Origin of the sequence: Xylanimonas sp. McL0601, from assembly GCF_049852175.1 — a bacterium.
GTDB lineage: Bacteria > Actinomycetota > Actinomycetes > Actinomycetales > Cellulomonadaceae > Xylanimonas.
The window spans coordinates 3,727,921-3,748,224 of the sequence record NZ_CP187527.1 but is presented as its reverse complement, the minus strand read 5'-3'; the positions used below and the strand labels follow the sequence as shown (position 1 = coordinate 3,748,224).

14 protein-coding genes, 1 tRNA gene and 1 pseudogene are annotated in these 20,304 nt (G+C 72.8%); 8 read left to right on the top strand and 8 right to left on the bottom strand.

Annotated elements, in window-relative coordinates; translation table 11 throughout:
• The first annotated feature begins 51 nt into the window (after positions 1-51).
• Positions 52-2,847, top strand: a complete 2,796-nt coding sequence (topA, locus tag ACO4JP_RS17310) for a type I DNA topoisomerase (RefSeq protein ID WP_425955207.1) — start codon at positions 52-54, stop codon at positions 2,845-2,847.
• A 55-nt stretch (positions 2,848-2,902) separates the two neighbouring features.
• On the opposite strand, the gene ACO4JP_RS17305 is transcribed toward topA, so the two are convergent.
• Both ACO4JP_RS17305 and ACO4JP_RS17300 read right to left on the bottom strand, forming a co-directional pair.
• Complete coding sequence (locus tag ACO4JP_RS17305) at positions 2,903-5,515, bottom strand: ABC transporter permease (protein WP_425955206.1); 2,613 nt, start codon at positions 5,513-5,515, stop codon at positions 2,903-2,905.
• Complete coding sequence (locus ACO4JP_RS17300; RefSeq protein ID WP_425955205.1) at positions 5,512-6,507, bottom strand: ABC transporter ATP-binding protein; 996 nt, start codon at positions 6,505-6,507, stop codon at positions 5,512-5,514. The genes ACO4JP_RS17305 and ACO4JP_RS17300 overlap by 4 nt, the downstream gene beginning before the upstream one ends.
• Positions 6,508-6,768: 261 nt before the next feature.
• On the opposite strand from ACO4JP_RS17300, the gene ACO4JP_RS17295 reads away from it, so the two are divergent.
• The gene (locus ACO4JP_RS17295) at positions 6,769-8,712 is read left to right on the top strand and encodes a glycoside hydrolase family 3 protein (RefSeq protein WP_425955204.1); all 1,944 of its coding nucleotides are present in this window, start codon (positions 6,769-6,771) and stop codon (positions 8,710-8,712) included.
• Positions 8,713-8,801: 89 nt separating this feature from the next.
• Here ACO4JP_RS17295 and ACO4JP_RS17290 read toward each other — a convergent pair whose 3' ends face one another.
• Genes ACO4JP_RS17290 through ACO4JP_RS17270 form a run of 5 tightly spaced genes read right to left on the bottom strand, consistent with a single transcriptional unit; the run spans position 8,802 to position 14,386 of the window.
• Positions 8,802-9,935: a cysteine desulfurase family protein gene (locus tag ACO4JP_RS17290; protein WP_425955203.1), complete on the bottom strand. Its 1,134-nt coding sequence runs from the start codon at positions 9,933-9,935 to the stop codon at positions 8,802-8,804.
• A 2-nt stretch (positions 9,936-9,937) separates the two neighbouring features.
• Entirely contained in the window at positions 9,938-10,801 is an 864-nt protein-coding gene (gene nadC, locus ACO4JP_RS17285; RefSeq protein ID WP_425955202.1) for a carboxylating nicotinate-nucleotide diphosphorylase, read from the bottom strand.
• The gene (gene nadB, locus ACO4JP_RS17280) at positions 10,798-12,405 is read right to left on the bottom strand and encodes an L-aspartate oxidase (RefSeq protein ID WP_425955201.1); all 1,608 of its coding nucleotides are present in this window, start codon (positions 12,403-12,405) and stop codon (positions 10,798-10,800) included. The genes nadC and nadB overlap by 4 nt, the downstream gene beginning before the upstream one ends.
• Positions 12,405-13,670: a quinolinate synthase NadA gene (gene nadA, locus ACO4JP_RS17275; RefSeq protein WP_425955200.1), complete on the bottom strand. Its 1,266-nt coding sequence runs from the start codon at positions 13,668-13,670 to the stop codon at positions 12,405-12,407. Before nadA ends, nadB begins: the two co-directional genes overlap by 1 nt.
• On the bottom strand, positions 13,667-14,386 hold the full coding sequence (locus tag ACO4JP_RS17270) for an NUDIX hydrolase (RefSeq protein ID WP_425955199.1): 720 nt from the start codon (positions 14,384-14,386) through the stop codon (positions 13,667-13,669). Before ACO4JP_RS17270 ends, nadA begins: the two co-directional genes overlap by 4 nt.
• A gap of 154 nt (positions 14,387-14,540) precedes the next feature.
• Here ACO4JP_RS17270 and ACO4JP_RS17265 point away from each other — a divergent pair, with 154 nt between their 5' ends.
• Complete coding sequence (locus ACO4JP_RS17265; protein WP_425955198.1) at positions 14,541-15,596, top strand: Gfo/Idh/MocA family protein; 1,056 nt, start codon at positions 14,541-14,543, stop codon at positions 15,594-15,596.
• 28 nt (positions 15,597-15,624) lie between these two features.
• On the opposite strand, the gene ACO4JP_RS17260 is transcribed toward ACO4JP_RS17265, so the two are convergent.
• The gene (locus ACO4JP_RS17260) at positions 15,625-16,023 is read right to left on the bottom strand and encodes a pyridoxamine 5'-phosphate oxidase family protein (protein ID WP_425955197.1); all 399 of its coding nucleotides are present in this window, start codon (positions 16,021-16,023) and stop codon (positions 15,625-15,627) included.
• A 153-nt stretch (positions 16,024-16,176) separates the two neighbouring features.
• Between ACO4JP_RS17260 and tmk the strand changes: the two genes are divergently transcribed.
• The 5 genes and pseudogenes from tmk to ACO4JP_RS17235 all read left to right on the top strand — a co-directional run.
• Positions 16,177-16,806 carry a dTMP kinase gene (gene tmk / locus ACO4JP_RS17255; RefSeq protein ID WP_425955196.1) on the top strand — a complete coding sequence of 210 codons (630 nt, stop codon included), beginning with the start codon at positions 16,177-16,179 and terminating at the stop codon, positions 16,804-16,806.
• Positions 16,803-17,963: a DNA polymerase III subunit delta' gene (locus tag ACO4JP_RS17250; protein ID WP_425955195.1), complete on the top strand. Its 1,161-nt coding sequence runs from the start codon at positions 16,803-16,805 to the stop codon at positions 17,961-17,963. The genes tmk and ACO4JP_RS17250 overlap by 4 nt, the downstream gene beginning before the upstream one ends.
• A gap of 100 nt (positions 17,964-18,063) precedes the next feature.
• Complete coding sequence (locus ACO4JP_RS17245) at positions 18,064-19,590, top strand: alpha/beta hydrolase (protein WP_425955194.1); 1,527 nt, start codon at positions 18,064-18,066, stop codon at positions 19,588-19,590.
• Positions 19,591-19,664: 74 nt separating this feature from the next.
• Positions 19,665-19,737 (top strand) — tRNA-Thr (locus ACO4JP_RS17240).
• A 109-nt stretch (positions 19,738-19,846) separates the two neighbouring features.
• Positions 19,847-20,293: pseudogene (locus tag ACO4JP_RS17235) on the top strand (class I tRNA ligase family protein); the annotation flags it as partial.
• Positions 20,294-20,304: the final 11 nt, after the last annotated feature.

Below are 20,304 nucleotides of genomic sequence, written 5' to 3'. Positions count from 1 at the left end.
CGCGGCGCGCCACCCGGCCCCGCAACGAACCCTCCCGGAGAGCAGGAACGGATGCCACGCAAGCTCGTGATCGTCGAGTCGCCGACCAAGGCTCGCAAGATCGCCGGCTACCTCGGGGACGACTACGAGGTGGAGGCCAGCGTCGGTCACATCCGTGACCTGCCGCAGCCGTCCGAGCTGCCTGCGGAGATGAAGAAGGGCCCGTTCGGCAAGTTCGCCGTCGACGTCGACAACGGGTTCGAGCCGTACTACGAGGTGTACGCGGACAAGAAGGCCAAGGTCCGCGAGCTGAAGAAGGCGCTCAAGGAGGCCGACGAGCTCTTCCTGGCCACCGATGAGGACCGCGAGGGCGAGGCCATCGCGTGGCACCTCATCCAGGAGCTCAAGCCCAAGGTGCCCGTGCGCCGCATGGTGTTCCACGAGATCACCCGTGAGGCGATCCTGCGGGCGCTCGCCACGACACGCGACCTCGACGAGCACCTGGTCGACGCGCAGGAGACGCGACGCATCCTCGACCGCCTCTACGGCTACGAGGTGTCCCCCGTGCTGTGGCGCAAGGTGCGCCAGGGCCTGTCCGCGGGGCGCGTGCAGTCGGTCGCGACGCGGCTCGTGGTCGAGCGTGAGCGGGCGCGCATGGCGTTCGTGACGGCGTCGTACTGGGACGTGACCGGGTCCTTCGCCCCCGAGACGGGTGACGACGCCGGGGTCGCGTTCACGGCCCGGCTCTCGGGCGTCGGGTCGGAGCGGGTGGCGTCGGGGCGCGACTTCGACGACCGGGGGCGGCTCAAGGTCCGCACCGGCGTCGTGCACCTGGACGAGGCGACGGCGCACGCCGTCGTCGCCGGTCTAGGCGGCGGGTCGCACTTCGCGGTGCGGTCGCTCGAGACCAAGCCTTACTCGCGCAAGCCCGCTGCACCGTTCACCACCTCCACGATGCAGCAGGAGGCGGGGCGCAAGCTGCGCATGAACGCGCGCGCCGCGATGCGTACCGCGCAGGCGCTGTACGAGAACGGCTACATCACCTACATGCGTACGGACTCGCCGTCGCTGAGCGCGGAGGCGATCGACGCCGCCCGCCGGCAGGCCGCCGAGCTGTACGGGTCCGAGTACGTGCCGGGCGCGCCGCGGCTGTACCAGTCGAAGTCGGCGGGCGCGCAGGAGGCGCACGAGGCCATCCGCCCCGCGGGCGACTCGTTCCGCACGCCGGCACAGGTCGCCCGTGAGCTGACGGGTGACCAGTTCCGGCTCTACGAGCTCATCTGGAAGCGCACGGTCGCGTCGCAGATGGCGGACGCCAAGGGGTCCACGGCTTCCGTGCGTCTCGCTGCGGCTCTCGGACCGGCCGCAGGGGAGCTGTCGGGGCGCGACGCCGTGTTCTCGGCGTCCGGCACCGTGATCACGTTCCGCGGGTTCCTCGCGGCGTACGAGGAGGGGACGGACACGGACGACTCCACGGAGTCGTCCACCTCGTCGGGCGCGGCCAAGGACGCGCGCCTTCCCCGCATGGCTGAGGGCGACGCGATCGACGCACGCGACCTGACGGCCGACGGGCACTCCACCAATCCGCCCGCCCGCTTCACCGAGGCCTCGCTGGTCAAGGCGCTCGAGGAGCTCGGGATCGGCCGCCCGTCCACCTACGCGGCGACGATCTCGACCATCCAGGACCGCGGGTACGTCCGGACGGCCGGGCAGGCGTTGGTGCCGACGTGGCTGGCGTTCGCCGTGACCAAGCTGCTCGAGGACCACTTCGGCTCGCTGGTCGACTACCGCTTCACGGCCGAGATGGAGCAGGACCTCGACGAGATCGCCTCCGGCGAGCGCGAGCGGGTCGCGTGGCTCGAGGCGTTCTACTTCGGCGGCCCCGGCGACGCGCCGGTCGAGCAGATCGAGACCACCTCCGGCCCGAACGGCCTCAAGGGCCTCGTCGACAACCTCGGCGAGATCGACCCCGTGGCCATCAACTCGGTCGAGATCGGCGACGGCCTGCGCGTGCGCGTCGGCCGGTACGGGCCGTACGTCGAGGACCTCTCGGCCCCGGTCGAGGAGGGGCGGAACCCGCCGCGCGCCTCGGTGCCCGACGACCTCGCCCCCGACGAGCTCACCGTCGACAAGGCGCGCGAGCTGCTGGCCGCGGGCGGCGACGACGGCCGCCAGCTCGGCCCGGACCCGGTCAGCGGGAACGAGATCGTCGCCAAGGCTGGCCGCTACGGCCCGTACGTGACTGAGGTGCTGCCCGAGCCGGAGCTCGACCCCAAGCTGTCCGCCACCGCCCGGAAGAAGGCGCTCGCCGCGCTGCCCAAGCCGCGCACGGCGTCGCTGTTCAAGGACATGGACCTAGCGACGGTCAGCCTCGACGACGCGCTGAAGCTGCTCTCGCTGCCGCGGGTCGTCGGGGCGGACCCGGAGTCCGGCGCCGAGATCACCGCGCAGAACGGCCGCTACGGCCCGTACCTGAAGAAGGGGACGGACTCGCGGACGCTCGGCAACGAGTCGATGCTCTTCACGGTGACGCTCGATGAGGCGCTGAAGATCTACGCCGAGCCGAAGCGCGGGCGTGGTGCGCGGGGTGCGGCGCAGCCGCCGCTGCGCGAGCTCGGCGACGACCCGACGAACGGCAAGCCGATCGTGGTCAAGGAAGGCCGCTTCGGGGCCTACGTGACGGACGGCGAGACCAACCGGACCCTCCCGCGTGACGTGACACCCGAGTCGATCACGCCGGAGCGCGCGATCGAGTTGCTGGCCGAGAAGCGCGCGGCGGGCCCGGCGAAGCGCCGGACGGCGACCACGGCGACCAAGACGACCACGGCGAAGAAGCCCGCGCCACGTAAGCGGGCCGCGTCGAAGTAGCACGTGACGTGTCAGGCCCAGGGCGCGCCCCGTCGCACCCTGGACCTGACGCATGTCACTCGACGGTCACGGCCTCCAGCACGGGCAGCCGCGCCGCGCGCAGCGCCGGGCCGATGCTCGCCACGAGCCCGATGGCGACGGCGATGCCCAGCACGCCCAGCACCTGCCCCCACGGGATGGCGAGGCGGCTCAGGCCCTCGTCGGAGAGCACCCCGGGCAGTGCCGCGCTCACGGCGATCCCCGTCGCCACGCCGAGCACCGTCCCGTAGACGGCGATGAGCACCGACTCGAGCGCGATCACCCCCGCGAGCTGCAGCCGCCCCAGCCCGACGGCGCGCAGCAGCCCGATCTCCCGGGTGCGTTCGATCACGCTGAGGGCGAGCGTGTTCACGATCCCCAGCAGCGCGATGACGATCGACAGCGCCAGCAGCGCATAGAGGATCGCGATCGCCTGGTTCACCTGGTCCGCCACGGCCGAGGCCGTCTCGTCCCGGTCGCGCACGGTGAGGATCAGGAACGGCTTGACGGCGTCGCGCAGGTCCGCGCGCAGCGCGCCGACACCGGTTCCCTCGGCAGGAGTCACGTAGATCGCCCGGACGATCGCCTGCGACGTCGGCACGACGTCGTCGAACACCGCGTTCGGCAGCAGCACGCCGGAGCTCACGATCTGGCTGTCGAAGACCGCGCCCACCCGGACGGTCACGGTGCTCGCGCCGAGACCCAGCCTTAGCTCGTCGCCCACGGTCACGCCCAGCGCGCGGGCCGTACGCCGGACGACGGCCGCCTTGCCCCCGACGAGGGCGGTCGTCGGGTCCCCGTCGATCGGCTCGACGCGCAGCGCCGTGCCGAAGAAGTCGACGGGCACGCCCGCGACGTCGACCGCGCGGGCCTTGGCGTCGCCGACGGCGGCACCCGTGCTGGCGATGCGCACCACGTCAAGCTTTCCGACGCCGGGCACCGCGCGCACCGCGGCCACGGCGTCGGCGGGGACCTGCATCGTTGCCGAGTCCACCAGCAGGGGAGCGCGCAGCTCCGTGTGGACGACGGTCCGGACCGACGCCTCGGTCGAGGCTGCGATGACACCGGTGCAGGCCACGAGAGCCATGCCGATGAGCAGCGCACCGGCCGTCGAGGCCGTGCGGCGGGGGTTGCGCGTGACGTTGCCGCGCGCCAGGCCGCCGAGGGGCTTGAGCAGCCACGCCGCCGGCGCGCCGAGCCCGCGCAGCACCCACCGGGCGACGGCGGGCGAACCCACCAGCACCCCGAGCAGCAGGAGCCCCGCCCCGACGCCCAGCACCACGCGCGGGTCCGCGTCGTCGAGCCAGCGCCAGCCGGTGACGCGCGTCGTCAGGGTCGAGCCCAGCCGCGAGGCGAGCACGAGCACACCCCCACCCGCCGCGACCAGCGCCACCCCGACGAGCGCGCGGACACCCGTGCCCCGCTCGGGCGCGACGTCGTCGCGCATCGCCTGGACGGGAGGGATCAGCGCGGCCTTGCGCGCGGGCAACGCGGCAGCGACCAGGCACAGGACGGTGCCGAGACCGATCGCCCCCGCGACCTCGGCCGTCGTCAGAGGGATGCTGCCCGCGAAGACCATGCCGAGGCCGGCGAGGACCGCCCGGATGAGGCGGACCAGCAGCACGCCGGCGCCCACGCCCAGCGCGGCGCCCACCAGCCCGACGGCGAGCGCCTGCGCGAGCACGGCGCCGAACACCTGCGCCGGCGACGCCCCGACCGCGCGCAGCAGCGCGTTCTCCCGCTGCCGCTCGCGCACCGCCATCGCGAACGCGTTCGCGATGATGAACGCACCCACCACCAGGGCGATCGCCGCGAACACCAGCAGGAACGTCTGGAGGAACCCGAGCACCTGCTGGATCGACTTGCGGGCCTCGGCTCGCACCGAGGAGCCGGTGACGGCCTCGGCGTCGGCGCTCGCAGGCAGGGCCGCGGCGACGCGGTGGGCGAGGGTCGTCTCGTCGACGCCCTTGTCCGCGTAGACGGCGATCTGCGAGACGGTCCCCTCGGGCGCGAAGATCTGGCGGGCCGTCGCAGCGTCGAGACCGACGAGCACGGCCCCCGCGGTCGAGGCGGTGAGGGCGAACGTGCCAGAGACCGTGACCTTCCGGGGGGCGCCGCCGAGCACGACCATCGTGGTGTCGCCGGCCTTGAGGCCGGAGGCGTGCTCGGCGCCGGTCTCGAGCACGATCTGGCCGGGACCCGGCCAGGTGCCGCTCGTGAGGTGGGCGGTCGGGTACTCGGGGTCGATGCCGAACGCGAGCGACGGCGGGCCCGAGGTCACGACGGCGGTGCCGTCCGCCCCGACGAGCACGACCGGACCCGACACGTCCGGGACGGCGCGCTGGACGCCGTCGACGGCGGCGACGGTGTCGGCCAGGGCGATCGGCACCGGGCTGTGCCGCGGGCCGAAGCTGCCGCTCGAGGCCGGCCCGCCGGCCTGCGACCCGACGTCGGGCTCGACGGCCTGCGCGCCGCGCACGTAGACCTCGGCGTTGACGGACGTGGCGATGATGGCGTCGAACGTCGAGGCGAGCATGCTGCGGAACGCGAAGGTGCCGACGACGAACGCCACGCCGAGCGTGACGGCGAGCACCGAGAGGCTGAAGCGGACCAGGTGCTCGCGGACGCCCCGCAGGGCGACCCTGATCACCGGGCTCGCCTCGGGGTCGGCAGCACAGGGGCGGAGATCGTGGGCTGGCCCGGGACGGGGACGGCCAGGTGCAGACCGGTCGAGGGACGGCGCTGCGTGTCCTCGTCGTCGTCCTCGGCGCCGACCGCGGCGAGGATCTGTTCGCGCGTCGGGGCCTCGAGGTCGGCGGTGAGGCGGCCGTCGCCGAGCATCAGCACACGGTGCGCGTACGACGCGGCGCGCGGGTCGTGCGTGACCATGACGACGGTCTGGCCCAGCTCGTCGACGCTCCGCCGTAGGAAGGTCAGCACCTCGCGCGACGAGCGCGAGTCCAGGTTGCCGGTCGGCTCGTCGGCGAACACCACGGAGGGGCGGCTCACGAGCGCCCGCGCGCACGCGACACGCTGCTGCTCGCCCCCGGAGAGCGCGGCCGGCCGGTGGTCCAGCCGGGAACGCATACCGACGGCGTCGACCACCTCGTCGAACCACGCCTTGTCCACAGGAGCGCGGGCGATGTCGAGGGGGAGGGTGATGTTCTCGGCCGCGGTGAGCGTGGGGACCAGGTTGTAGGCCTGGAACACGAACCCGATGCGGGTGCGGCGCAGTCGCGTGAGCCGGCGCTGCGAGAGCCTGGAGACCTCGACCCCGTCGACGACGACCGTGCCGCTCGTAGGCTGGTCGAGCCCGGCCATGCAGTGCATCAGCGTGGACTTTCCCGACCCCGAGGGGCCCATGATCGCGGTGAGCCGGCCCCTGGCGAACTCGACCGAGACGCCGTCGAGCGCGCGGACCTCGGTCTCGCCGCTGCCGTACGTGCGGACGAGGTCGCGGGCCCACGCCTGCGCGGGAGGCGCGGCACGGGGGTCGTCGGCGCCGGGGGCCTTGAGTGCGAGGGGCTCGCGTGCGGGGGTCCCGCGTGCGGCGGTCTCGCGCGCGCCGTCATCGAAGACCGGTGGGGCAGCCGGAGCGACCGTGGGCTCGGACGCGGCGTGGCGGCCGCGGGTGGCGTCCATGGCTCCATGCTCACCCGGGGGGCAAGCCAGCGCGAGAGGCTTCGCGAGCCTGGAGCGCCGCCCTTCTCACGCGCAAGTTGCGTGACTCACGCAACCTCCCGAAAGTTGAGAGTGCGCGTCGCGCACCCGGTCCCGACCATGGGACCCCACTGGAGGGGGCCTGTGCGGTCCGACGGCCCGGCCGGAAGATCTCCAAAGGAGCGATCTGTGCCTCACCCACCGCGCACGAGACGAATCACCCGGATTCAACGCCGCCTGACCATGCTGATCGCAGCGATATGCGCCGGGCTCCTCGCCATCGCGTTCGTGCCGAGCGCGTCGGCTGACGCCCATCACGGCCACACGAGCTCGGGGCCGACGTACCTCAATCCCCGAGCGCCGATCGATCGACGCGTCGCCGACCTGCTCGGGCGGATGACGCTCGACGACAAGGTCGGTCAGATGACGCAGGCCGAGCGGGGCGACATCGATGCCAACCCGTCGCTCATCGCGACCTGGCGGCTCGGCAGCGTCCTCTCGGGCGGCGGCTCCGTGCCGGCCGACAACAGCCCGAAGGGCTGGGCGGACATGGTCGACCGCTACCAGGCGGCCGCGCTGAAGTCGCCCCTGCACATCCCGATCCTGTACGGCGTCGACTCCGTCCACGGGCACGGCAACATGCTGGGTGCGACCGTCTTCCCGCACAACATCGGCCTCGGCGCGAGCCGTGACGCGAAGCTCGTCGAGCAGATCGAGCACGTCACCGCCATCGAGACCCGTGCCTCGGGCCCGCAGTGGGTGTTCGCGCCGTGCCTCTGCGTGGCTCGTGACGACCGCTGGGGCCGCACGTACGAGTCGTTCGGCGAGGACCCCAACCTTGTCATTCGCATGGAGACCGCCATCGACGGCTTCCAGGGCAACCCGACCCAGCTCGACCGGCCCGACCACGTGATGGCGACGGCGAAGCACTTCGCGGGCGACGGGCTGACGTCGTACGACGCCTCGAAGGCTCTCGGCAGCGGCTACCCGATCGACCAGGGCATCGACCAGGTCAGCAAGGCCGACTTCGCGCGGCTCGCGCTGGCGCCGTATGTCCCCGCGATCCACCGCCACAACGTCCAGTCCGTGATGCCGTCGTTCTCGAGCGTCGACTACACGAACGACGGGCTCGGCAACCCGGTCAAGATGCATGGCAACAAGGACCTGATCACCGGCTGGCTGAAGTATCAGCAGCACTTCCACGGCATGGTCATCTCCGACTGGCAGGGGATTCGCCAGCTCCCGGGCACGTACTCCCAGCAGGTCGCCACGGGCGTGAACGCCGGCATCGACATGTTCATGGAGCCGTACTCCGGCAGCACGACCGGGGCGCCCGAGTTCATCGCAGCGCTGAAGCAGAACGTCCAGAACGGCACCGTCTCGATGCACCGCATCAACGACGCCGTCTCCCGGATCCTGCGGGTGAAGTTCGAGCTCGGTCTCTTCGAGCACCCGTTCACCAACCGCTCGCTCGCGGGGACGATCGGCAACGCGCAGCACCACGCGTTGGCGCGGCGCGCGGCTTCCGAGTCGCAGGTCCTCCTGACCAACAACCACCACACCCTGCCGCTGAAGGGCTCGAAGCCGGTGTACGTCGCCGGTGGCAGCGCCAACAGTTTCGGCAAGCAGGCGGGTGGCTGGACGTTGCAGTGGCAGGGCGACCCGAACAACGTCATCCCTGGCACGACCATCCTCGACGGGATCAAGCAGGACGCACGCGGTCCGGTGACCTTCAGCCAGGACGCGAGTGCAGCGATCCCGAAGAACGCGGCCGGCGTCGTCGTGGTCGGCGAGACCCCGTACGCAGAGGGCCCCGGCGACTACAACGGTCCCACCTGGGCGCCCAACGGAATCCAGACCATGACGTTCTCGGCCTCCGACCGGGCAGCGATCGAGAAGGTCTGCGCAGCCGCGAAGAGCTGCACGGTCGTCGTGGTCTCCGGACGTCCGATGATCATCCCGCCCGATCTGCTGTCGAAGATCGACGCGCTCGTCGAGGCCTGGCTCCCGGGCAGCGAGGGCGCCGGCGTGGCTGACAACCTCTTCGGCCTGCACGCCTACACCGGCAAGCTCCCGGTGACCTGGCCGCGGACCATCGAGCAGGAGCCGATCAACGTGGGCGACGCCCACTACGACCCGCTGTTCCCGTACGGCTACGGGCTGACCACCCAGGTGCGCTGGCACTAGCCGTCTGACACGACGTACGCCGAGCTTGTCGAGCCGGAGCCTCTCGAGGCAACTCCTCGACAAGCTCGGCGTACGCATGCCGCGTCGGGTCAGGCGCCCAGCCGGCCCACCGTCGTCGTCGCCGCCACCACGGCCTCCACCAGCGGAGCCGCCTCGAACGGGGCCTCCAGCGTGAAGCGGACCGACGTCTGCGCCACCTCCGGAGAAAGCCCGAGGGCGAGCAGGACGTGGGACGGCTCGTCGCGGCCCGCCGCGCAGGCGGAGCCCGACGACGTCAGGACGCCGGAGCGCTCGAGCTCCAGCAGGACCGCCTCGCCGCTCGTGCCGGAGAAGCAGAAGCTCGCGTGGCCAGGCAGGCGGCGAGCCGGCGCGGCGCCCGTGAGGATCGCCGCCGGGACGCGAGCGAGGACGCCGTCGATGAGCGCGTCGCGCGACGCCGCGACGTCGTCGGCCCGGGCGCGGAGCCCGGGCAGCGTGCGGACGGCGGCGGCGAGACCGACCGCGAACGCGACGTTCTCCGTACCCGAGCGACGTCCGCGTTCCTGGCCGCCGCCGTGGATCAGCGGCTCGAGCGGCAGACCCGCCCGGAGCAGCAGCGCGCCCACGCCCTTCGGGGCGCCGAGCTTGTGCCCCGAGACCGAGATCGCGTCGACGCCGAGACCGCGGAGCGAGACGTCCAGCCACCCGGCGGCCTGCACGGCGTCAGTGTGGAACAACGCGCCGACCTCGTGCGCGACGTCGGCGAGCGCCGCGACGTCCTGGACCGTGCCGATCTCGTTGTTCGCGTGGTGGATCGTGACCAGCGTCGTGTCGGGGCGAAGGGCCGACCGCAGCGCGTCCGGCGCGACGACCCCGTCGGGCGAAGGGGCGAGCACCGTGACCTCGAACCCGTGGAACCGCTCCAGGTACGCGACCGACTCGAGGACCGCCTCGTGCTCGATCGCCGTCGTGACGACGTGCCGCCCGCGCGGCCGCGCGAGCGCCAGGCCCTTGATCGCCAGGTTGTCCGCCTCCGTGCCGCCCGCCGTGAACACGACCTCGCCGGGCCGGGCCCCGAACGCCGCCGCCACCGCCGCGCGCGCGTCGGCCAGCGCGGTCGACGCCCGGTGCCCGAGCTCGTGCGTCGAGGACGGGTTGCCGAACTCGCCCGTCAGGTACGGCCACATGGCCTCGAGAACCTCGCGGCGGACGGGGGTGGTGGCGGCGGCGTCGGCGTAGAGCACGGTCAGCCTGCCGAGACGTCCATGTCGAGCCCCAGGTCGAGCGACCGCACCCCGTGCGTCAGCGCACCGACCGAGATGACGTTCACGCCCGTCTCGGCGACTGCGCGGATGGTCTCCAGGGTGATGCCGCCCGAGGCTTCGACGGTGGCCCGGCCCGCGACGAGCGCGACGCCTGCAACCAGCTCGGCGGGGGAGAAGTTGTCGAGCATGATCGTGTCCACGCCCGCGGCCACGACCTCCTCGATCTGGTCGAGGCGGTCCACCTCGACCTCGATCGTCGCGGTGTGCGGCAGCCGCGCCCGCGCGGCCCGGATGGCGTCGCCGACGGAGACGCCCTGCGCGGCGAGCACCGCGAGGTGGTTGTCCTTGGCCAGCACCGCGTCCGAGAGCGAGAAGCGGTGGTTGTGCCCGCCGCCGTCGCGCACCGCGGCGCGCTCCAGGACCCGCAGGCCCGGCGTCGTCTTGCGGGTGTCGACGACGCGGGCGCCCGTCCCGGCCACGGCCTCGACGTAGCGGGCGGTCGCCGTCGCGATGCCCGACAGGCGCTGGACCAGGTTGAGGGCCACGCGCTCGGCGCGCAGCACGGCGCGGGTGTCGCCCTCGACGACGGCGAGCACGTCGCCGGCGGCGAAAGGTTTGCCGTCCGCGGTCCGCAGCGTCACCTCGGCGTCGGGGTCGAGCAGCGTGAACGTCCGCGCGAAGGTCGACATCCCGCTTAGCACGCCCGGCTCGCGAGCCACCAGCGCTGCCCGCGCCCGGGCGCCCGCGGGTAGGAACACCTCGCTCGTGAGGTCGCCCCACGGCGCGTCCTCGGCGAGGGCGCGCGTGAGGATCTCGTCGACCGCGGCTGCGGGGGTCAGGCTCATGCGAGGGCTCCGGTGGTGGGGACGGTCACGGGCACGAGCGCGGCGGCCGGCAGGCGCCACGCCGTCGAGACGGCCTGGGTGGGGTCCGTCTCGGGGTAGTCCGAGCGGGCGTGCCCGCCACGCGACTCGGTCCGCGCGAGCGCCGCCGCGACGACGGCGCGGCCCAGCTCGAGCAGGTTGCGGTCCTCGAGCGTGCCGATGGGATCGCCCTCGAAGTCCGGAAGCGCCCCGGCGAGCTCCGCCGCGGCCTGCTGCAGCCCGTCGGCGTCGCGCACCAGCCCGCCGTTCTCCCACAGCAGCGCCTGCAGCGCCGCACGATCGAGGACGGCGGAGCTGCCGTCGACGGGCACCGGCAGCACGCGGGCGTCGTCGGCCACGACCGTGGCAGGCCACGCCTCGTCCTCGATCGCCGCCCCGGCCCGCCAGCCGAACACCAGCGCCTCGAGCAGCGAGTTCGACGCGAGCCGGTTGGCCCCGTGCACCCCCGTGCACGCGACCTCGCCGACAGCGAAGAGCCCCGGCAGCGACGTGCGCCCCGACAGGTCCGTGCGGATGCCGCCCATCCAGTAGTGCGCGGCCGGGGTGACCGGCACGGGCTCGGTGCCCCAGTCGAACCCGTGCGCCTGGAGGGTCACGGTGATCCCGGGGAACCGCTGCGCGAGCCGCTCGCCCCCGAGCGCGGTCGCGTCCAGGTAGACCGGCGCGCCGCCCTGCGCGGCCATCGCCGCGGCGATCCCCCGGGCGACGACGTCGCGCGGTGCCAGCTCGGCATCCGGGTGCACGTCGAGCATGAAGCGCCGCCCCGCGGCGTCGCGCAGCACGGCGCCCTCACCACGCACGGCCTCCGAGATCAGCGGCGTGCCCGGCACGGCCAGCGCCGTCGGGTGGAACTGGTAGAACTCGAGGTCCGCGACCGCCACGCCCGCACGAAGGGCTGCTGCCACGCCGTCGCCGGTGGTGACCTCGGGGTTGGTGGTGTGGCGGAACAGCTGCCCGGCCCCGCCGGTCGCGAGCACGACGGCGTCCGCCCGCAGCGTGGACGCGGAGCCGTCCGCGTGGACGACGTCGACGCCGACGACGCGGCGACCGGACCCTCCTGAGCCTGCCGAAGGGCTGGACGGCGTCGCCTCGACGAGCAGGTCCCGGAGCATGGTGTGCTCGTGCACCTCGAGGGGCAGGCTGCGCACGGCGTCGATGAGCGCGATCTCGAGGGACAGGCCGGTCGCGTCGCCATGGGCGTGCAGCACGCGCGCCGCGGAGTGCGCGGCCTCACGGCCGCGCGCGAGCGGGCTGCCCGGGCCGTCGACATGGTCCAGCTCCAGGCCGAGGGCGAGCAGGTCGCGCACGCGGTCGGGGCCCTCGGTGCACAGCACACGGACCGCCTCGACGTCGCACAGCCCGGCGCCCGCGACCAGGGTGTCACTGACGTGGGAGTCGACGGTGTCGTCGTCGAACATCACCGCGGCGACGCCGCCCTGGGCGTAGCGCGTGTTCGACTCGGGCAGGTCCGCCTTGGTGACGAGGGCGACGTCGTGCCCGCGCGTGGCCGCACGGTAGGCGGCGATCAGCCCGGCAGCACCGGAGCCGACGACGACGACGCGCATCAGGCGCGCACCTTGGGCTTGGCCGCGAGCATCCGCTCGAGCGCGACCTTCGCGTCTGCGGCGATGTCGGCGGGCACCGACACCTGGTTGACCACGCGCCCGGCCACGAGCTCCTCGAGCACCCAGGCGAGGTACCCCGGGTGGATGCGGTACATCGTGGAGCAGGGGCACACGACGGGGTCGAGGCAGAAGATCGTGTGCTGCGGGTACTCGGCGGCGAGCCGGTTGACCATGTTGATCTCGGTGCCGATCGCGAAGGTCGTCGGCTCGGTCGCGCCGGCCACGGCCCTGCGGATGTAGTCGGTCGACCCGGCCTCGTCCGCGGCGTCGACCACGGGCATCGGGCACTCGGGGTGCACGATCACGCGCACGCCCGGGTGCTCGGCCCGCGCCTGCGTGATCTGGTCGACGGTGAAGCGCTTGTGGACGGAGCAGAACCCGTGCCACAGCAGCACCTTGGCGTCGAGCAGCTCCTGCTCCGACGAGCCGCCGAGCGGCTTGCGCGGGTTCCACATCGGCATCTGCTCGAGCGGCACGCCCAGCTTCTTGGCCGTGTTCCGGCCCAGGTGCTGGTCGGGGAAGAACAGCACGCGCTGCCCGCGCTCGAACGCCCACTCGAGCACCGTCTCGGCGTTGGACGACGTGCAGACGATGCCGCCGTGGCGGCCGCAGAAGGCCTTGAGGTCGGCGGCCGAGTTCATGTAGGTGACGGGGATGACGGGCACGCGCCCGCCGGCGTCCGGCTCCGTCCCGTACAGCGCCTCGAGCTGCGCCCACGCCTCCTCGACCGAGTCGATGTCGGCCATGTCCGCCATCGAGCAGCCCGCCGCGAGGTTGGGCAGGATCACGGCCTGGCCGGGCTTGGCCAGCACGTCCGCGGTCTCGGCCATGAAGTGCACGCCGCAGAACACGATGGCCTCGGCGTCGGGCACGGTCTGGGCGGCGTTGGCGAGCTGGAACGAGTCGCCCAGGAAGTCGGCGTGCTGGACGATCTCGTCGCGCTGGTAGAAGTGCCCGAGCACCACGACGCGCGAGCCCAGCGCCTCGCGCGCGGCCACGATGCGCGCGTGCAGCTCGTCGTCGGAGGCCTTGCGGTACTCGGCGGGCAGCGCGCCCTGCCGCGGGGCCGACGGCGGTGCGACGTCGTCGAGCGAGGCGCCCGGGCCGTAGCCCGGCACGGTGTCGAAGTCCCACGGGCCCTGCGCGAGGTCCGGGGTACAGGTCGCGGTGGGTGCGGCCTGGACGAGGAGGTTCACCGAGGTCATAGCAGCTCTCCGGATAAAGGGACGGGAGCGTCGTCGCCCAGCGGACCGTTGTCCACGAGGGAGGCCGACGTGTCGAAGCGATACAGCCGTGGCGGTCGGTGCCGGCCGCCCTTGACGCGCTCCCCGGTAGCGACGATGGTGCCGGAGGCCTCCACCTGACGGCGGAAGTTTGCAGGGTCGAGCTCGCGGTCCAGCACGGCCTCGTGGACCTGGCGCAGCTCGCTGAGGGTGAAGGTGGAGCCCAGGAGTCCCTGGGCGATGGCCGAGTACTCGACCTTGGTACGCAGCCGCCACAGGGCGTACGCGACGACCTCGTCGTGGTCGAAGGCGAGGTGCGGGACGTCGTCTGCGACGAACCAGCGCACGTTCTCGGCGTCGAACGCGGGGTCGGTGCGCTCGCCGATCTGCTCGGGGCGGACCAGCGCCCAGTAGACGACGCTCACGACACGGTCTCCGGGCGAGCGGCCGGGCTCGCCGAACGTGTAGAGCTGCTCGAGGTAGGACGGGCGTACCCCGGTGGTCTCGACGAGCGTGCGGCCGGCCGAGGTGGCGAGGGACTCCGCGGGGTCGACCCAGCCGCCCGGGAGAGCCCACAGGCCCTCGAAGGGGTCGCGCGTGCGGCGCACCAACGGGATCGAGAGCACCGGCCGGCCTGTGGCCGGGTGGGGGCGCAGCGCGAAGATCACCGTGGACACGGCTAGGCCGATGGTGTTCATGCACCCCCTCAGTGGGTTCGCGGTGGGTCTCGGTGGGGTCTCGTGGTCCGACCTAAGTAAAGGTCGCAACGACCAGAACGGAGCCTACCACTTCGGGTCGCCGTGACAACAACTCGGATGCCCGCCGTCCCGCCGGTCGCGGTACGTTCTGCGCATGCCCGAGCCCGACGTGTTCGCCCCTCGTCTCACCGCTGCCGACCTGGACGGCACCGTCCCCGACCTCCTCGAGGCCCCCGCGATCCGCTGGGGCATCCTCGGCGCCGGCAACATCGCCGCGTCGTTCTCCGACGGCGTGCGGGACCGCACGCGCGCGAGCGTCGTCGCCGTCGGCTCGCGCGACGTCGCGAAGGCGCAGGCGTTCGCCGACGCGCACGCGCCGGGCGCGCGGGCGCACGGCTCCTACGAGGACCTGGTCGCGGACCCCGAGGTCGACGTCGTCTACGTCGCCACCCCGCACTCGCACCACCTCGAGCACACGCTCCTCGCGATCCGCGCGGGCAAGCACGTGCTGGTCGAGAAGCCGATCACGCGCTCGGTCGCCGAGGCGGAGCAGCTCCTCGAGGCCGCGCGCGAGGCCGGCGTGTTCCTCATGGAGGCCATGTGGACGCGCTTCCTGCCGCACGTCGCCGCGCTGCGCGGCGCGATCGCGCGCGGGGAGATCGGCGAGGTCGTCACGATCGAGGCCGAGTTCGACGTGTTCTTCCCGTACGACCCGGCGCACCGCCTCTTCGCACCCGACCTCGCGGGCGGCGCGCTGCTCGACCTGGGCATCTACCCGATCGCGTTCGCCCACGACCTGCTGGGCGTGCCGTCGTCGATCACGGTCAAGGGGACGCGCGCGGAGACGGGCGTCGACGACCACGTCTCGATCGTCCTGGAGTGGGAGGGCGGGCAGCAGGCCGTGCTGCACACGTCGTCGCGCGCCTCAGGACCGCACGCCGCGACGATCATCGGCACGCAGGGTCGCATCGAGATCCCGCGCGAGTTCTTCATGCCGGTCGACGTCGTCGTCACGCGCGGCGACGGGTCGAGCTGGACGGTCGAGTCCCCGCGCGGCGAGGGAAAGGCCTACGAGGCCGCCGAGGTGGCGCGCCTCGTCACGGCGGGCGTGACGCAGTCCGAGCGGCACACCTGGCGGGACACCCTGGAGGTCATGGCGATCCTCGACGAGGCGCGCCGCCAGGTGGGCGTGGTCTACCCGGGCGAGTGACGCCGCTCAACCACCGGAGCTGCGGGGCTCAGCGCGAGAAGCGGCGGCCCGAGACCTCCGACGGCGTGATGCGCAGCCAGACCGGCTTTGCCGTGTCCTGGTACGTCAGCAGGCCGGTCGCCTCGGCGTCGGTGATGTCGTCGTCGTGCTCGAGGATCTCGGCGGTGCCCTTGACGACGACGCTGTACGCGAGGTCCGTGCCCATCTGGTCGACCTCGAACGCGACGTTGCCGTTGACCGCGACCTCGGCGAGCTTCGAGCCCGGCGCCGTCCGTACGAAAATGCGGCCGTTAGTGGCCGCGAAGTTGACCGGGAAGATCTCGGGATCGCCGGCCGCGGCCGTGGCGAGGCGCCCCACGGCCTGCAGGCCGAGGAACTCCCACGACTCGTCCTCGGTGAGCTCCCTGGTGCTCGGCTGCTCCGACACTTGTTCCTCCCCAGCGGTAGGTGCGTGAACCACCTCTCAGTGTGGCCCGACCACAGCCGACGTGCGAGCCGGCACGCACCCTCGCGAGCGTGAGGTAGGCCACTTCCCGCCTGGCCGGAGGTCGTGTCGGGCCGCGCGGCTAGGGTGTGGCGCGTGAGCACACCCGGGTACTTCGTCTCGTTCGAGGGCGGCGACGGCGGCGGCAAGACGACGCAGGCACGCCTGCTCGGCGACTGGCTGGGCGAGCTCACGGGTCGCGAGGTGGTGGTCACGCGCGAGCCGGGCGGCACCGCGCTCGGTGCCGAGCTGCGCCAGGCGATCCTCCACGGCCAGGACATGGACCCGCGCACCGAGGCGCTGCTCTACGCCGCGGACCGCGCCCACCATGTCGCGTCGCTGGTGCGGCCCGCCCTCGAGCGCGGCGCCGTCGTGGTGACCGACCGCTACCTCGACTCCTCGGTGGCCTACCAGGCCGGCGGGCGCGAGCTGAGCGAGGAGGAGGTCGAGCGGCTGTCGCTCTGGGCCGTGCAGGACCTGCTGCCGGACGTGACGATCCTGCTCGACGTCGACCCCGCGACATCGGCGGCCCGTATGACCGGCGACCCCGACCGCCTCGAGCGGGCGGGCGACGCCTTCCACCGCCGCACGCGCGAGGCGTACCTGCGACGCGCGGCCGCCGATCCAGGTCGCTGGGTCGTGGTCGATGCCGCGGGCGCCGTCGAGGAGGTCCACGCCAAGGTGCGCGCGGCCGTCGCAGCCCGCCTGGGGCTGGACGGACGATGAGCGTCTGGGACGACGTCGTCGGCCAGGGCGCCGCCGTCGACGTGCTGCGGCGGGCCGTCGCCGACCCGCGCTCCATGACCCACGCCTGGCTGCTGACGGGCCCGCCCGGCTCGGGCCGGTCGGTCGCAGCGCGCGCCTTCGCCGCGGCGCTGCAGTGCACCGGGTCCGACGGCGAGACCGGGGGGTGCGGCCGCTGCCACCAGTGCACGACGACGCTCGCCGGCACCCACCCCGACCTGACCGTCGTCGCCACCGACCAGGTCACCATCCGCATCGACGAGGTGCGCGACCTCATCGGCACCGCCGCCCGCACGCCGTCGCTCGGCCGGTTCCGCGTCATCGTCGTCGAGGACGCCGACCGCATGGCCGAACGCACCACGAACGTGCTGCTCAAGGCCATCGAGGAGCCGCCGACGCACACCGTGTGGGTGCTGTGCGCCCCGAGCCCGCAGGACGTGCTCCCCACCATCCGCTCGCGCGCCCGGGCCGTGGCGCTGCGCGTGCCGCCCGCCGAGGCGGTCGCCGAGCTGGTGACGCGGCGCGACGGCGTCGACCCGGCCGTCGCGCTCGCGGCGGCGCGCGCCGCGCAGTCGCACGTGGGCCTGGCCCGCCGCCTCGCCCGCGACCCCGAGGCGCGCCGCCGCCGCAGCGCGGTGCTCGACGTCGCGCGCCGCATCCGGGGTGTCGGGGACGCGGTGCTGGCCGCGGGCGAGCTGGTGGACGTCGCCAAGGCGGAGGCCGCGGCGGCGACGCAGGAACGCGACGCCGTCGAGCGCGCCGAGCTCTTGCGCGCGCTGGGTGCGGCCGACGGCGAGACGCTGCCCCCCCGCCTGCGCTCCCAGCTCAGGCAGCTCGAGGACGACCAGAAGCGCCGGGCCACGCGCCGCCAGCGCGACGTGCTCGACCGTGCGATGGTCGACCTGCTCTCCCTCTACCGCGACGTGCTGGTGCTGCAGCTGGGCGCCGACGTCGACCTGGTGAACGGGCTCGACCCGGCCGACCTCGCCGTCGTGCGCGCGCTCGCCGCGGACTCCGGTCCCGAGCAGACCGTCCGCCGGATGGACGCCATCGGCGTCGCGCGCGAGCGGCTCGAGGGGAACGTCGCGCCCCTGCTCGCGCTCGAGGCGATGGCGATCGCGCTGCGGCCGCAGGGCTGACCTGCGGGGTGAATGCCCCGCAGGTCAGCCCTGCGGACTTCACACGAACCGTTCACACGGAGCGCCGGGAGCGGTCAGGCGAGGCAGGTAGGTTGACCCGGTGAGCCCGTCGTCCGCCCCCGCGCGAACCCTCGTCTCCGCTCTCACGATCGTCGTCCTGGCGCTGCTGGCGGGCTGTACGGCAGCGGGCAACGAGGGTAGCTCCGGGGACCACGCGACGACGACATCGGGCGCCCCGGACGGGTTCGAGCGGTACTACAGCCAGAAGACCGACTGGTCCGGCTGCGGCGACGGGTTCGACTGCGCGACCGTCGAGGTCCCGCTGTCCTGGCACGACGCCGGCGCCGGCACCATCAAGCTCGCGGTCAAGCGCCACCGGGCCACGGGCAGCAGCAAGGGCACGCTGCTGGTCAACCCGGGCGGCCCCGGCGGCTCGGGCGTCGAGTACGTGACCTCTGCGTGGAACGGGTTCGGCGAGCGGCTGCGCGACTCGTTCGACGTCGTCGGGTTCGACCCGCGCGGCGTCGGCCAGTCGACGCCGGTCAAGTGCTTCGACGACGCGCGCAAGGACGAGTCGCTCGCCAAGGACTTCGGCGTCGACGATGCCGGCCTGGCCGGCATGGCCGCCGAGTACGCCGCCTGGGCCAAGGCCTGCAAGGAGAACACGGGCGAGCTGCTCGGCAACGTCGACACCCAGTCGGCGGCGCGGGACATGGACGTGATCCGGGCGACGCTCGGCGAGGACAAGCTGTCCTACCTCGGCTTCTCCTACGGCACGCAGCTCGGCGCCACGTACGCGGGCCTGTTCCCGCAGCGGGTGGGCGCGATGGTGCTCGACGGCGCGATCGACATGACGCTCGACGCCGACGACACCTCGGCGCAGCAGGCCGTCGGCTTCGAGAAGGCACTGCGGAACTACGTCGCGGACTGCCAGGGCGGCAGCGGCTGCCCGCTCAGCGGCGACGTCGACGCCGGCATGCGCGAGGTGAGGCACATCCTCGACCGCGCCTTCACCGACCCCTACCCGACGCAGAGCAACCGGCGAGTCACGCAGAGCCTGGCGTTCTACGGCATCGCCGTGACGCTCTACGACCAGAAGTCGTGGTCCGCGCTCACCCAGGCGCTCGACGAGGTGATCCACCAGGGCACTGCAAACACGCTGCTGTACCTCGCCGACTTCTACAACGACCGCAACGACGACGGGACGTTCGGCAACAACTCGGCGGAGGCTTTCCGCGCGGTGAGCTGCCTGGACGCACGCGGCACCACCGACGTCGCACAGATGCGCGCCGACGCCGCCGCGATCGAGGCGGAGGCGCCGACCATCGGCCGGTTCTTCGCGTTCTCGGGCCTGATGTGCTCGGACTGGCCCTACCCGGTCGTGGCCCAGGACTTCGACGTGCACGCGCAGGGCGCGCCCCCGATCGTCGTCATCGGCACGACGCACGACCCGGCCACGCCGTACGCCTGGGCGCAGGCCCTGGCCAAGACGCTGGACTCGGGCGTCCTGGTCACCTACGCGGGCGAGGGGCACACGGCCTACGGGCGCTCGAACGCCTGCATCGTCGACGCGGTGGACGCGTACTTCGTGGACGGGACGGTGCCGAAGGACGGCCTGCAGTGCTGAACGAGTTTTGGAGCGAGGCCGCGCGTCGGGTACTGTAGGCGCGCTCGCCGATCCGTACGGAGACGGTGCAGCAGGCCGCCTTAGCTCAGTCGGTAGAGCGATTCACTCGTAATGAATAGGTCTGGGGTTCGATTCCCCAAGGCGGCTCACCAGGAGGCCCCTGACTTGCGGAAGCGCAGGTCGGGGGCCTTCGTGCATCCTGGTTCTTCTCCAAAGTGAGTGACCCGGCGAGGCGTTCCCCCTAGTCTCGGGCACCATGACCCACATCTTGTCGGCCGTGGCGTGGCCCTACGCCAACGGGCCCCGGCACATCGGCCATGTCGCCGGCTTTGGCGTTCCCTCCGACGTCTTCAGCCGGTACATGCGGATGGCGGGTCACGATGTGCTCATGGTGTCGGGCACGGACGAGCACGGGACGCCCATCCTCGTGCAGGCCGAGCAGGAGGGCGTGACACCGCAGCAGCTCGCCGACCGCTACAACCGCGTCATCGTCGAGGACCTGACGTCGCTCGGCCTGACGTACGACCTGTTCACGCGCACCACCACCCGCAACCACTATGCCGTGGTGCAGGAGATGTTCCGCACGGTGCACAAGAACGGGTACATGGTCGAGAAGACCACCATGGGCGCGATCTCCCCGTCCACGGGCCGCACGCTGCCCGACCGCTTCATCGAGGGCACCTGCCCCATCTGCGGGTACGACGAGAGAGCGCC